The sequence below is a fragment of the Micromonospora sp. C41 genome (assembly GCF_018070485.1).
Taxonomy (GTDB): domain Bacteria; phylum Actinomycetota; class Actinomycetes; order Mycobacteriales; family Micromonosporaceae; genus Micromonospora; species Micromonospora chalcea.
Genome location: NZ_JAGPXP010000033.1, coordinates 1 through 12,465, shown reverse-complemented (window position 1 = coordinate 12,465; position 12,465 = coordinate 1). Strand labels below are relative to the sequence as shown.

Below are 12,465 nucleotides of genomic sequence, written 5' to 3'. Positions count from 1 at the left end.
CCCCGGCGGCCGCTCGCCGCGCCGGGCTGGTCGCGTGGCGGGTCACGGCGTGCCTCCCGCGGTGACGGCGTCCGGCGCGACGGTGGTGGCGCCGACCGGCGGGACGGCGAGCGCGGTGCCGGCGGGCACGGTGAGCGGGTCGGTGATCCGGTTGTGCTCGGCGAGCAGCCGCCAGCGCAGCGGCGAGCCCAGCGCGTCGTGGGCGAGCAGGTCGAAGCGCACCCCGGACCAGCCCGGCTCGGCCGCGCCGTCGGCGGCGGCGACCACCGCGGACCCGGGCGCGACAGCGGGTGTGCTCGCCGCGGCCAGTTCCTCCTCGAACCCGGCGCGCGCCGCCTCCGCGCCCTCGGCGACGCGGACCAGCTTCAGCCGCAGCCAGGAGCGCCGGGGCGTACCGGTGAGGGTGAACGCGTCGAAGCGTTCCGCGATCGCGGTGATCACGCCCGGGACGTTCCAGGTCTTGCCCCAGACCAGGCGGACCAGCGGCGGGCGTAGCCAGCCGTGCTCGACCGCCGAGTTCTCCGCCAGCATCCACAGCGGCCGGGTCAGCGCGCGGACGTCCTCGGGCCGGGCCGGCGACTCCACGAAGTCGACGTCGAAGAGCAGGTCCAGGACCAGTTCGGTACGCCCGCCGCCGGTGAAGACCAGCGGGTCGTCGGCCAGCCCGGCGCCGGTCAGCGGCCCGTCCGGTCCGCCGCGCGGGCGTACCCCGGCCAGCCGGGTCACCTGCACGGTCTCCGGGTTGAGCAGGCAGTCGACCCGGGTGCCGGACTCGTCCACGAGGAAGGCGACGCGCTCCATCAGTCACCCGCCTGTTCCCGGTCCAGCCGGGCCGTGTCGCTCCACCGCGTGGGCTGCGGGGCGGGCCAGGCCGGTTCGGCCGGGAGCGCCGGCCACGGATCCGCGTGCGTCCCGCCGCCCTCGGCCATCCCGGTCGCCACGTGGCCCGTCGTGCGGGTCGGGTCGGAACCGTCCGGCAGGGCCGGCCACGGGTTGCTGTACGTGGGACGCGCGGGCCACCGCCCCTGCCTCTCCCCGGACGCCGGGTCGTGTCCGCCCGGGTACGGCAGGCCGGCGGCGCGCCCCGGGTACTGGGCGACGGATCCGTCCCTTGTCCCGTCGCGACCGTTCGTTGATCCGGTTCGACCGCCCTTGATGCGTGGGGCCGGTCCGCGCGGCAACGACGGTGGCGCAGCCGCGAAGGCGAGCGGGGGCGTGTCCCCTCGACCGGACGGCACGTCCGCTCCGGCGATGTCGTCCCTGCGCGTCGGCCGGCCCCGGTCGACCTGTGGGAGGTTCCGGAGCGGGTCCGCCCGGTCGGGGCCGGGCCTGCGCTCGGACGGTGACGGCCGGTCCGATTCGCCGGATCTCACGCGGCCCGGCGATCCGATCGTGTCCCGGCTGCCGGCGGGGTGTACGGGCCCGGCGGTGCCAGCGGGCACGCCCGGGTCGGTGGGCCGACCGGTGCCGTCGCCGCTCGCGCCCCTCGTGCCGGTGAGGGCCGGCCTGAGGGCGCGAGTCACCACCGGCCGGCGTGCCGGGGGCGCGCCACCGATGGCTTCCGTGGTGCTTGCGGTACCGGTCGGGCCGACGGCGCCCGGTGATCCGGTCCGGTCCGGCATACGCGCCGCTCTCGTCCTCTCCGGTGCCCCGGCCAAGCCGATCGGCTCCGTCACGAACCGGTTCGCGGGTTCACCCGCAGACGCCCCGTCGTCCCACGACCGCGAGGCCCCGTCCGAGTGGGACCGGGCGCCCGGCGTCGGCGTGGAGGGCGCCGCCCCGCTCACTTCCCACCCGGCACTCGTCGCTCCCGGCGACCGCGCACCGCGCCCCGGCTCCGAGTTCCCGCTTGCCGAGATCCCCGTCCCACTTCCCAGGAGCTCCGGGAGATCTTGGTAGGAAACGGCCCCTATAGGGGTCCTTTCGTACCGAGATCTCGGCGGGCTGTTGCGGAAAGCGGCGAGTCCGTTGATCAAACGTGCCATCCAGCGCCACCGGCCCCTCTGGCGCCGCTCGTCGGAGAGCGGGGGAGGGGCGGAAACCGGCGGAAGGTCGCGCAGCAGGCCGGGGGCGTGCGCCGCCACCAGCCGCCGCCAGTGCTCGGGCGGCTGACCGGGGGCGGGCTGCTGGCCGGGCAAGGACGGCGCGTCCTCGGCCGGGGCCGGACCGGACAGGCGATCCGCGGTGACCCGCAGCGCGCGGGCCAGCCGGTCACGCGCCCGCCGGGGCGGCGGCACCGCCGGCCTCCAGTTCCAGGCCCTCGTACGCCAGGGTCAGCGCCTCGATGGCGATCTCCTGCGACAGGGTGTTCAGGTGCGCGCCCCGCCACCGGGTCGGCCAGGCATTGATCATGTTCCAGCGCAGCACCTCGGCTGTGCCGGCCGGGTCGAGCAGCACCACCGACACGTTGCGCCGGTTGACGGTGCCCTTCGCCGCCGCGCTCACCCAGTCCCACAGCTCACGCGAGCTGGTCAGGCCGAAGTGGAGCGTGACCGGGGCGTACTCGACCTGTCCCGGCACGGCCCGGATGCGCTCGTTGCCCGCCTCCCGGTACGACAGCGCGGGAATCGCCACCTCGAAGCCGCTGACCTCGGTGAAGTGCCCGTTGGTGATGCCGTTGATCAGCAGCTTGAAGTGGTAGGCGCGGTACGGGTCGACGGGCGCCCCCGGCTGCGGCGTCGCGGTGGTGGGCATGTCAGCCTCCGATCGTCTCGGTCTCGGTGCCGCCGGCCCACTGGCTCAGCTTGAACACCACGAACTCCGCGGGCTTGACCACGGCGATGCCGATGTGCGCCACCACCATCCCGGCGTCGCGGACGTCGGCCGGGTTGGTCTCCTCGTCGCACTTGACGAAGAACGCCTCCTCGGGCGTACGGCCGAGCAGCGCGCCGTCGCGCCACACCCGGGTGAGGAACGCCCCGATGTCGCGGCGGATCGAGCGCCACAGCGTGAAGTCGTTCGGCTCGAACACCATCCAGCGGGTGCCGCCCGCGATGGCCTGCTCGATCGAGATGGACAGCCGCCGCACGTTCAGGTAGCGCCACTCGCTGGCCTCGGCGGCGAGCGTACGGGCGCCCCACAGCCGGATGCCCTCCCCGGCGAAGAAGCGGATCACGTTGACGCCCTTGGGGTTGAGCACGTCGTGCTCCGGCCGGGTCACCCGGTACGCGAGGTCGACGGCGCCGCGTACCGGCTCGTTGGCGGGCGCCTTGTGCACGCCGCGCAGCGCGTCGGTGCGGGCCCAGATGCCGGCGACGTGCCCGCTCGGCGGGGTGAGCACCAGGTCGCCGCTGAGCGGGTCACGGACCCGGATCCACGGGAAGTAGAAGGTGGCGTAGTCCGACTGCCGGGGCCGGTCACCGCCGGTGCCGGGCGGTTCGTCGTCGGCGTCGCCCGGCGTACCCTCGGCGGGTTTGTCGGCCGACGCGGATGAAGCGGCCGACGCGGGCTTGGGCGGCTTGCCCGGCGTGGCGACGCGGGTGAGCCGGGAGACGTCGGTGACCTCCGGCGGCGGGTCGCAGATCGCCACCATGGTGCGCAGCCGCTCGGCCATGCTGATCAGGGCCTCGTGCGAGACCGGGTCGTGGTAGCCGGGCGCGGCCACTATGGAGACCTCGTCGATCGCCTCCAGCAGTTCCAGGCCGCCGCGCCGCCCGCCGGTGCCGGTGAGGCGGCCGCCCTCGCCGACGTTCACCACCCAGCAGCGGGTGCCGCCGTTGTCCAGGAAGCCGAACACGGCGCGGGCCAGCGGGGTGCTCTCCAGGTGCTCGCCGTCGGCGTACAGCCGCAGGAACTCGGTCCAGCTGTTCACCGCCAGCGCCTCGCCGACGTGGGCGCCCCGGTCGGGCGCGACCCCGACGAAGGCGGCGGTGCTCATGCCGACCGGTCCGATCGGGCGGGCCCCGCTCGGTACCTCCTCGACGTAGATGCCGGGGGAGAAGTAGGTGGGCATCGGTCCTCCTCGGACGTCAGTCGGGCGCGCGGACGACGATCAGGTGGTCGCCGTCCGGATCGAGTTCGGCGGTGTGGACGCGTCCCGCGCCGACCAGCCGGATCCGCACCGGGGCGTCCGGCGCGTCGGGGTCGTGCGGCACGCCGGTCAGCCGGAACCGGCCGGCGGTGTCGGTCTCGGTGGCCTGGGCGGTGCCCACCAGCTCCACCCGGACGGCGGCGAGCGGCTGGTCCTGCGGGCCGACCACCCGGCCGTCGAGCGTGCGCATGCCGAGCTGCCGCAGTCGCAGCGGGTGCCGCACCGGCGGCGCGATCGGGACCGGCCGGTCGATGCGGGCCGGCACGTCCAGCAGCAGCGCCGGCCGGGGCGCCACGCCGAGCGCCCGCCACAACGCCGGGTCGCCGGTGGCGAGCACCAGTTCCGGCCGGCCCGCCGTGGTGGCGGCGGCGAGCACCCGGTCCAGCGCGGGCAGCGCCGCCGGCCCGCCGCCGGAGACCAGCAGGCGGACCACGAACCGGTACGGCTCGCGCGCCGCGCCGCCGGTGGCGGTCTGCCGGGCCGGCCGCAGCTCCAGCGGCCAGACCGTGAGGCCGCCGTCGGGGTCGTCGCGCGGCGGACCGACCGGTACGGGCTCACCCGCGGCTCCGGTGAGCCAGCTCGCGACGTCCGCGACGGCCGCCTCGATCGCGCCGGTCATCGCGGTGGCGTCCCCTGGATCCGGTACGCGATGGCCTCGTTCCACACGTGCGGGTAGACGCCGATCTCGAAGTAGCGGGTGAACCGGTTGATCGGCGCGTTGGTGTGGTCGTGCCAGAGCAGCCACACCGGGGCGATGGTGAACAGCACGTAGTTGAGAGCCACGAGCGGCAGGTAGAACGGGCCGAGCAGCCGGGCCTGGAACACGTGCACGTCCTCGTGGCGCTGGATGCCCGGGCTGGAGCCGGCGCACACGGTGCCGATCGTGGTCGCGTACCGGGGTGAGACGCCCTCGATCACGTTGACCCGGCCGCTGCCAGCCGAGACGATCCGGTCGAGCTGGTGGCCGAAGACCAGGTGCAGGGCCAGGAAGAGCGCCCCGGCGAACGTGTTGAGCAGGCTCCAGGTGTGGTCGACCACGAACAGGAAGATCCCCTTCGGGTCGGCGCCGTACGTGCCGGCGGACGCGGACGCCCAGCCGAACGGCGCGCCGACGAGCAGGCCGACGACCGCGCCGGCCAGCAGGCCGACGGTGCCGGCGGCGAGTTGCCCGAGTGCGGCGCCGAAGACGACCTGGACGGCGGCGCTGAGGATGCCGAAGATCATGGGGTCACCTCTCTCAGACCCAGGAGCGGACGTAGCGGGGCTCGTGGCCCTGGGCGAGCTGGGCCGGCGACGCCTGCGTCGCCTGCCGGTTACCAGGGGGGAGCTGGTTGACGCCGAGCGCGGCGGAGAAGATCACCAGCCCGTTGAAGAACGCGATGATCCACTTCTCCGGGCCGGCGTCGGCGGCGAACGCGGCGGTCAGGTAGGACAGCAGGAGCGCGAAGCCCAGCGCGATCCACTTGCGCGCCTTGTCGCCGCTCGGGCCGATCAGCCCGCCGATGACGTTCGCGGCGAGCAGGGTGGCGGCGCTGGCGCCGGTCAGGCTGCCCAGGGCGGCCCAGGTGAAGAGATCGTTCACGGCGATCCCCCTCTTTTCGGTGGTGCGGTGGTGCAGGTCGGGGTGGGATGGTGCGGCGGCGTTCCGGGTCACGTGACCCAGCCTCCGCCCGGTGTGCTGGTGGGCCGCCGGCGCGGACGCCGTCGGTGGTCGGTGGGCTCAGGCCGGCGGACCGGCGGGTCGAGTCGGTGCGTCGGACGCGGCCGGGGCGCCGGTGGAGGCCGGGGCGGGGTCGGCCGGCACGCCCGGGCCGGTGGTCGCCGTCGCGTCCGGGCCGCCGCGGGAGCGCCGCCGCCGCATCAGCAGCACGAGCACGACGGCGGCGACCAGCAGCAGGACGACCACGGCGGCCACCACCGGCAGCCACGGGAAGGAACCGTCACCGGTCACCACGGCGGCCGGGCTGGTGGCCGGCGGCGGGGGCGCCTGGGCGACGGCGCGCAGCTCGGACGGCTTGGGCTGGTTGGCGACCACCTTCCAGGTGACCGAGCGCCCGGTGACAGTGCCGTTGGTGTCGAGCACCCGGCCGGGGAACGTCACCGAGATCTCGAACGCCATCAGCGTCATGAACGCCTGCTGCTGGCGCGGATCCTGCTGCCCGAACTTGCCGCCGTATTTCTTCGGGTCCAGCGGGAGCGAGAAGCGATACAGATCATCGTCCCGGACAAGATTCACGCTTTCGCTCGTGAATTGTGCCAGCGGTGTTTTCCGGTACGTGATCTGAATGCCGTACGAGGTGGCATCCTCGTACCGGGTCTCCGCTCCGGGCGGAAGTGAGGGAATGTTCGGCCGCAGTTCCGCGAAGGCCACCGCCGGGTCCGGGTTGCGCTGCTTGAGCACGGACTTCGGCGCGGTGAGCAGGAGCTGACCGGAGACCGTGTCGTCGTCGTTCATGGTCAGCCCGAGGTTGAGCTGCATGCAGCCGCTCAATATCGCCACGAGGGCGAGACACACCGCGAGGCGGAATGCCCGGCTGCGGCGGAGTCTCGTATTCATGCGCTCAGTGTGAGCCGGTGCAGCCCGCCGGGCAGTCCGTGATCGGTCGCCGTTCTGTCGCCGATCTTACCGGCGTCCTCTCCCATTCGGACGACCTCGAAAACGTGAGCGATCGATATTCTGAAGGATTGTCGTGTCGCCGTTCCGCCGGGGTTCCCGGTGACGACCCGGGCGGCGGGTCACCGCGCCGGGGACTCCGCCGCGACGATCCGGAAGACCGGGAGGCCGGGGGCGACCCGGGCGAAGTCGGCGAGCGGGGCGCGCCGGTCCACGGGCGCGTGCGGGCGCGCGCCGGGAGAGAGCGCGAGATGCCGGCGCAGGATCGGTGGCCGCTGCGCCACCGGCACCTCGACCAGCCGGACCGGCTCGCGGCGGCGACGGCGCAGCACCACCCGGCCGCCCCGGTACATCCACGTCATGACACCGCCCACCGGAGGCCCTCCTTCGCCGTACCCATCGACCGTCAGGCGCTCTCGCGGGCCACCAGCGTCGACGGGAACGCGGTGCTCGGGGCGACCGGCGCGCGCGTCAGCACGGCCGTGGCCGCGGCGGCGGCGATCCGGTCCACCGGATGGGTCGCGGTGGTCAGCGGCGGGCTGCTGATCGCCGCGTACGGCAGGTCGTCGAACCCGGCCACCGCCACGTCGTGCGGCACCCGCACGCCGCGCCCGCGCAGCGCGGCGATCACGCCGAACGCGGTGGCGTCGCTGGCCGCGTAGACCGCGTCGGCGTCCGGCCACCGGCGCAGCGCCTCCAGTGCCGCCCGGCCGCCCCGCGCCGCGGTGAAGTCGCCGGTGACCAGCCGCTCCGGCGACCCGGACTCCCGCATCAGCTCCCGGTACGCGGTCACCGAACGCTCGGCGCAGCTCAACCAGCGCGGCCCGGTGACCATGACGACGCGGCGCCGGCCGGTGGCGTACAGGTGACGCAGCACCTCACCCGCGCCACCGGCGTTGTCGACGTCGAACGACGGCACCGCCGGAGAGCCCTGACCGATCGAGACGACCCGGCCGCGCAGCCTCGGCGGCACCGCGTCCAGCGCGGCCTGGGTCGTGTTGACCAGGATCACCCCGCACACGCCCCGGTCGGCGCCCAGCCGGGTCAGCCCGGACGGGTCGACCAGCGGCAGCCACTCCAGCGCCACCCCGACGCCGTGCGGCGCGCCCACCCGCGACGCCGCGCCCACCACCCGGTGCACGTACGGGTCGTCCAGCACGGTGTCGTCGCGGCCCACCACGGCCACCACCAGGCGTACGCCCGCTCCGCGCACCAGCGACCGGGCCGCGAGGTCCGGTACGTAGCCGAGGTGCTCGGCGGCGGCGTGCACCCGGGCGCGGGCGTCCGCCGAGGCGAACCCGTAGCCGCCGAGCACCCGGGAGGCGGTGGCCCGGGACACCCCGGCGCCGCGGGCGACGTCGTCGAGCGTGGCGGGACGTGCGGTCGGCGTACCCATGTCCGCATCATGCCTGCTCCGGCGCGGATGGGCGAAGCCATAACGGCGCTTGTGGTGGAAGCGCTCTCAGGTGTGCGATTGTCGTCGGGAACCAGACGGGGGAAGGGACCACCGCACCGTGAGCAGCACCATCGACGCACCGGCCGGAAAGCGGCCACCGGCGCCCCGGGCGGTGCTGACCGCCCGCAACGGCGTCGCCGTCGTCTTCGCCCTCAACGGGCTCGCGGTGGCGAGCTGGTTCTCCCGGGTCCCGGCGGCCCAGGAGGCGCTCGACCTCAACCCGGGGCGGCTCGGCCTGCTGCTGCTCTGCGCGTCGGCGGGTTCGCTGCTGGCCATGCCGACGGCCGGCCTGGTCACCCAGCGGCTCGGGCCCGCGCGCACTGTCGCCGTGTCGGTGGTGCTGGTCTCGCTCGGCCTGACCGTGGCGGGTCTGTCCGCCAGCCTGGTCGGCTCGGTCGTCGGGGTGGGGTTCGGCCTCGCCGCGTTCGGCTTCGGCTCCGGCATGTGCGACGTGGCGATGAACGTCGAGGGCGCGGCCGTGGAGAAGCGCCTCGGCTACACCATCCTGCCCCGGTTCCACGCCGCCTGGAGTCTCGGCTCGGTGGCCGGGGCCGGGCTCGGCGCCGGCGCCGCGCACTTCGGCGTACCCGTGGGCGTGCACCTGCCGGTCCTGTCCGTGCTGATCCTGGCCGGCACGCTGGTCGGCGCCCGGGCATTCCTCGCGGCCACCGCCGAGGCGGCCGGGGCCGGGGAGCCGGCCGCCCGGCGGCAGGCGCTGCTGGCCGCCTGGCGCGAGCCCCGCACCCTGCTGGTCGGCCTGCTCGTGCTGGTCATGGCGTTCACCGAGGGCAGTGCCAACGACTGGCTCGCGGTGGCGTTCGTCGACGGGTACGGGGTCGACGAAGCGGTCGGCGCCGCGGTCTTCGGCGTGTTCGTGGTGGGCATGACGATCGGCCGCACCGTCGGCACCGTCGCCATCGACAGGTGGGGCCGGGTGCCGGTCCTGTTCACCACCATCGCGATGGCGTCCGCCGGCGCGGCGCTCGCCGTACTGGCCGGGAACGGCCCCCTCGCGGTGGTCGGCGTCGCGCTGTGGGGGCTCGGCGCCTCGCTCGGCTTCCCGGTCGGGATGAGCGCCGTCGCCGACGACGAGGACAAGGCCCCGGCCCGGGTGAGCGTGGTCGCGGTGATCGGCTACACCGCCTTCCTGGCCGGGCCGCCGCTGCTCGGCTTCCTCGGCGACCACTTCGGCGTGCTGTCCGCGCTCGGCGTGGTGCCGCTGCTCCTGCTGCCCACGCTCGCGCTGGTGCCGGTGCTGCGGGAGCGCCCCGCCGCGCCGGACACGCCGGCCGGCGCAGCGGCGGCGAAGGTCGGCTGAGCCGGTCCAGCCGACTCCCACCGCGCTCCCAGCCGCCTGCCAGGCCGGCGTGCTGCACTGGAGCGAACGCCGAGGAGAGGAGGCGGGCATGGGCTGGTTCAGCCGCCGGGCCGCCGACCCGACGACGCCCACGAAGCTCGACCGCGAGGCGACCAAGGAGGACCTGGCGCAGCTGGAGGCGTTCGTCACCAGCCGGCGCGGGGTCGAGTTCTACCTGGAACCGGAGACCACCGCCACCGACACCACAGTCGTCGCCATCGCGCACGACGGTGAGTGGATCCGCCGCCGTACCGGCTCGCCCCGCGCCGCCGGCAAGATCGCCCAGAAGCACGCGGTGCCGCTGTACGAGGCGGCCCGCACCGGCTACCCGGAGCGGATGCGGGCGTGGAACCGGGCCCACCCGGAACGCCGGGCCCGCTGACCGGCGCGGTCAGCCGGTCAGCGCGGTGACGAGGGCGTAGCCCAGGAACGCCGCGCCCAGGCCCGCGGCCACGCTGAGCGCCGCATTCGCGTACGCGAGGCGGCGCTTCCCGGTGCGGGCCAGGCGCAGCGTCTCGTAGCTCAGCGTCGACCAGGTGGTCAGCGCGCCGCAGAAACCGGTGCCGACCAGCGCGGTCACCGCCGGGTCGACGGGCGCCGCGAGCAGGCCGCCGAGCAGCAGCGACCCGGACACGTTCACGGTGAGCGTGCCCCACGGGAACGGTGAGCCGTGCCGGGCCTGCACCGCCCGGTCGGTCAGGTAGCGCAGCGGCGCGCCGAGCGCGGCGCCGAGCGCGATCAGCAGGACGGTCATCGGCCCGCCACCGTCTGGGCGGTCACGGGGCCCGCCCGTGCCGGGCGGCCAGCAGGCGCGCTGTCGCCGCGTCCCCGGCCGCGACCGCGGCCAGCGCGCCGAGCACCGTGGCGGCCAGGTAGACGCCCGCCGTCGCCGCCGCGCCGTCGGTCAGCAGCCGCTGCGCGTCGACCGCGTACGCGGAGAACGTGGTGAACCCGCCGAGCACGCCGACGCCGAGGAACGGCCGGGTCAGCGGGTGGGCCGGGCGGGCGGCGAGCATTGCCGTCAGCGCACCGATCAGCAGGCAGCCGGTGACGTTGACGGCGAACGTGGCCCACGGAAACTCGCCGGGCCGGTGTGGCACCGCCGCCTGCGCGCCCGCCCGCGCGAGCGCGCCGAACACGCCACCGGCGGCGATCACGCCGAGCACGGCCGCCGGGTGCGCGGACAGTTCCGACCGGTCCGCCGGTACGCGCAGGTCGACGTCCGGATCAACGCGCGGATCCGACACCACACCTCCCACCGCCCCCGCGAGCATAACCCCGCTCCCGCCGTCCGCCCGCGCCCCCGCTCTCGGTGATCTTGCGGTTCCAGCCCCGGCATTGCGCGCGAAGCGGACACCCGAGGGGCGGCAAGTGCAAGATCACGGGGGAGGGGGGTGGGGGAGGGATGAGGGGCGTACGGTGGGCGGCAGCGCCCGGCGCGGCGGTGCCCGGGGCCCGTCGCGCCAGGAGGAAGCCGTGCAGGACCGCACCCCTCGTCCGGACGAGCTGGATCCCGTCGAGCGGATCGGCGTCGACGAGCTGCGCGCCCTGCAGCTGGACCGGCTGCGCCACTCGCTGCGGCACGCGTACGACAACGTGCCGCACTACCGCCGCGCGTTCGACGACGCCGGCGCGCACCCGGGCGACCTGCGCGAGTTGACCGACCTGGCCCGCTTCCCGTTCACCACGAAGGCCGAGCTGCGGGAGAACTACCCGTTCGGCATGTTCGCGGTGCCCCGCGAGCGGATCGCCCGGCTGCACGCGTCCTCCGGCACCACCGGACGCCCGACTGTGGTCGGCTACACCCGCGCCGACCTGGACACCTGGGCGAAGCTGATGGCCCGCTCGATCCGGGCCGCCGGTGGCCGCCGCGGTGACCGGGTGCACGTCGCGTACGGCTACGGGCTGTTCACCGGCGGCCTCGGCGCGCACTACGGCGCCGAGGAGCTGGGCTGCACCGTCGTCCCGGTCTCCGGTGGCATGACCGAGCGCCAGGTCATGCTGATCCGCGACCTCGAACCGGAGGTCATCATGGTGACCCCGAGCTACATGCTCGCCATCGTGGACGAGATGGAACGCCAGGGCGTCGACCCGCGCGCCACCTCGCTGCGGGTGGGCGTCTTCGGCGCCGAGCCGTGGACCGAGGACATGCGCCGTGAGCTGGAGCAGCGCCTGGACATGCACGCGCTGGACATCTACGGCCTGTCCGAGGTGATGGGCCCGGGGGTGGCGGTCGAGTGCGTGGAGACCAAGGACGGCCTGCACCTGTGGGAGGACCACTTCTACCCGGAGATCATCGACCCGGTGACCGGGGAGGTGCTGCCCGACGGACAGCGGGGCGAGCTGGTGCTGACCTCGCTGACCAAGGAGGCCATGCCGGTGGTCCGCTACCGCACCCGGGACCTGACCCGGCTGCTGCCCGGCACGGCCCGCCCGATGCGGCGGATCGAGAAGATCACCGGACGGACCGACGACATGATGATCGTCCGGGGGGTGAACATCTTCCCGACGCAGATCGAGGAGCTGATCCTGCGTACCCCGGCCCTGTCGCCGCACTTCCAGTGCGTGCTCGACCGGCGGGGGCGGATGGACACGCTCGCCGTCCACGTGGAGCGGCGCGCGGACGCCGCCGCCGACGAGGCCGAGCGGGCCGGCGCGGCCCTGGCCGAGCAGGTCAAGAACACCATCGGCGTCTCCGTCGCGGTGCGGGTGATCGAACCGGACGGGGTGGAACGGTCGATGGGCAAGATGCGCCGCATCGTCGACCAGCGGCGGGAGCGCTGACATGGCGGACGACGGCGGCCGCACCGCGGCGCACGACATGTTCGACGCCGACGTGGCGTCCAAGGGGCTCGGCATCGAACTCGTCTCGGCCGGTGACGGCGCGGCGGTGGCGCGGATGCGGGTCACCCCGGCGATGCTCAACGGGCACGCGATCGGGCACGGCGGCTTCGTGTTCCTGCTCGCCGACACCGCGTTCGCGCTCGCCTGCAACAGCCACGGCCCGG

General features: G+C 74.8%; 16 protein-coding genes. 4 read left to right on the top strand and 12 right to left on the bottom strand.

What is annotated here, in order from left to right; translation table 11 throughout:
- Nucleotides 1–42: 42 nt before the first annotated feature.
- From KBX43_RS26415 to KBX43_RS26370, 10 genes are all read right to left on the bottom strand, one after another.
- Nucleotides 43–801 carry a hypothetical protein gene (locus KBX43_RS26415; RefSeq protein WP_210887669.1) on the bottom strand — a complete coding sequence of 253 codons (759 nt, stop codon included), beginning with the start codon at nt 799–801 and terminating at the stop codon, nt 43–45.
- Entirely contained in the window at nt 801–941 is a 141-nt protein-coding gene (locus KBX43_RS31730; protein ID WP_231915426.1) for a hypothetical protein, read from the bottom strand. Before KBX43_RS31730 ends, KBX43_RS26415 begins: the two co-directional genes overlap by 1 nt.
- Before the next feature lie 1,270 nt (nt 942–2,211).
- Nucleotides 2,212–2,694 (bottom strand): phage tail protein, encoded by a 483-nt coding sequence (locus tag KBX43_RS26405; RefSeq protein ID WP_209962162.1) that lies wholly within the window; start codon nt 2,692–2,694, stop codon nt 2,212–2,214.
- Nucleotide 2,695: 1 nt separating this feature from the next.
- Nucleotides 2,696–3,952 (bottom strand): phage tail sheath subtilisin-like domain-containing protein, encoded by a 1,257-nt coding sequence (locus tag KBX43_RS26400; RefSeq protein WP_104114129.1) that lies wholly within the window; start codon nt 3,950–3,952, stop codon nt 2,696–2,698.
- A 16-nt stretch (nt 3,953–3,968) separates the two neighbouring features.
- Complete coding sequence (locus tag KBX43_RS26395; protein ID WP_210887663.1) at nt 3,969–4,649, bottom strand: carboxypeptidase-like regulatory domain-containing protein; 681 nt, start codon at nt 4,647–4,649, stop codon at nt 3,969–3,971.
- Nucleotides 4,646–5,254, bottom strand: coding sequence for a glycine zipper family protein (locus KBX43_RS26390; RefSeq protein WP_210887660.1), 609 nt, complete (start codon nt 5,252–5,254; stop codon nt 4,646–4,648). The genes KBX43_RS26395 and KBX43_RS26390 overlap by 4 nt, the downstream gene beginning before the upstream one ends.
- Before the next feature lie 13 nt (nt 5,255–5,267).
- Nucleotides 5,268–5,684 (bottom strand): hypothetical protein, encoded by a 417-nt coding sequence (locus tag KBX43_RS26385; protein WP_307851587.1) that lies wholly within the window; start codon nt 5,682–5,684, stop codon nt 5,268–5,270.
- Nucleotides 5,685–5,750: 66 nt separating this feature from the next.
- Nucleotides 5,751–6,587, bottom strand: a complete 837-nt coding sequence (locus KBX43_RS26380; protein WP_247677751.1) for a DUF3153 domain-containing protein — start codon at nt 6,585–6,587, stop codon at nt 5,751–5,753.
- 179 nt (nt 6,588–6,766) lie between these two features.
- Nucleotides 6,767–7,018, bottom strand: coding sequence for a hypothetical protein (locus tag KBX43_RS26375; RefSeq protein WP_247677750.1), 252 nt, complete (start codon nt 7,016–7,018; stop codon nt 6,767–6,769).
- A gap of 32 nt (nt 7,019–7,050) precedes the next feature.
- Complete coding sequence (locus KBX43_RS26370) at nt 7,051–8,040, bottom strand: LacI family DNA-binding transcriptional regulator (RefSeq protein WP_210887657.1); 990 nt, start codon at nt 8,038–8,040, stop codon at nt 7,051–7,053.
- A gap of 118 nt (nt 8,041–8,158) precedes the next feature.
- On the opposite strand from KBX43_RS26370, the gene KBX43_RS26365 reads away from it, so the two are divergent.
- Nucleotides 8,159–9,418, top strand: coding sequence for an MFS transporter (locus tag KBX43_RS26365; protein ID WP_064445752.1), 1,260 nt, complete (start codon nt 8,159–8,161; stop codon nt 9,416–9,418).
- 88 nt (nt 9,419–9,506) lie between these two features.
- Nucleotides 9,507–9,839 carry a hypothetical protein gene (locus tag KBX43_RS26360; RefSeq protein WP_030499339.1) on the top strand — a complete coding sequence of 111 codons (333 nt, stop codon included), beginning with the start codon at nt 9,507–9,509 and terminating at the stop codon, nt 9,837–9,839.
- 9 nt (nt 9,840–9,848) lie between these two features.
- Here KBX43_RS26360 and KBX43_RS26355 read toward each other — a convergent pair whose 3' ends face one another.
- Nucleotides 9,849–10,211 carry a CrcB family protein gene (locus tag KBX43_RS26355; protein WP_113972850.1) on the bottom strand — a complete coding sequence of 121 codons (363 nt, stop codon included), beginning with the start codon at nt 10,209–10,211 and terminating at the stop codon, nt 9,849–9,851.
- 22 nt (nt 10,212–10,233) lie between these two features.
- On the bottom strand, nt 10,234–10,731 hold the full coding sequence (locus KBX43_RS26350; protein ID WP_210887654.1) for a CrcB family protein: 498 nt from the start codon (nt 10,729–10,731) through the stop codon (nt 10,234–10,236).
- A gap of 202 nt (nt 10,732–10,933) precedes the next feature.
- Here KBX43_RS26350 and paaK point away from each other — a divergent pair, with 202 nt between their 5' ends.
- Complete coding sequence (paaK, locus tag KBX43_RS26345; RefSeq protein ID WP_210887651.1) at nt 10,934–12,241, top strand: phenylacetate--CoA ligase PaaK; 1,308 nt, start codon at nt 10,934–10,936, stop codon at nt 12,239–12,241.
- A 1-nt stretch (nt 12,242) separates the two neighbouring features.
- On the top strand, nt 12,243–12,465 hold a 223-nt coding region (locus tag KBX43_RS26340; RefSeq protein WP_210887648.1), incomplete at its 3' end, for a hotdog fold thioesterase.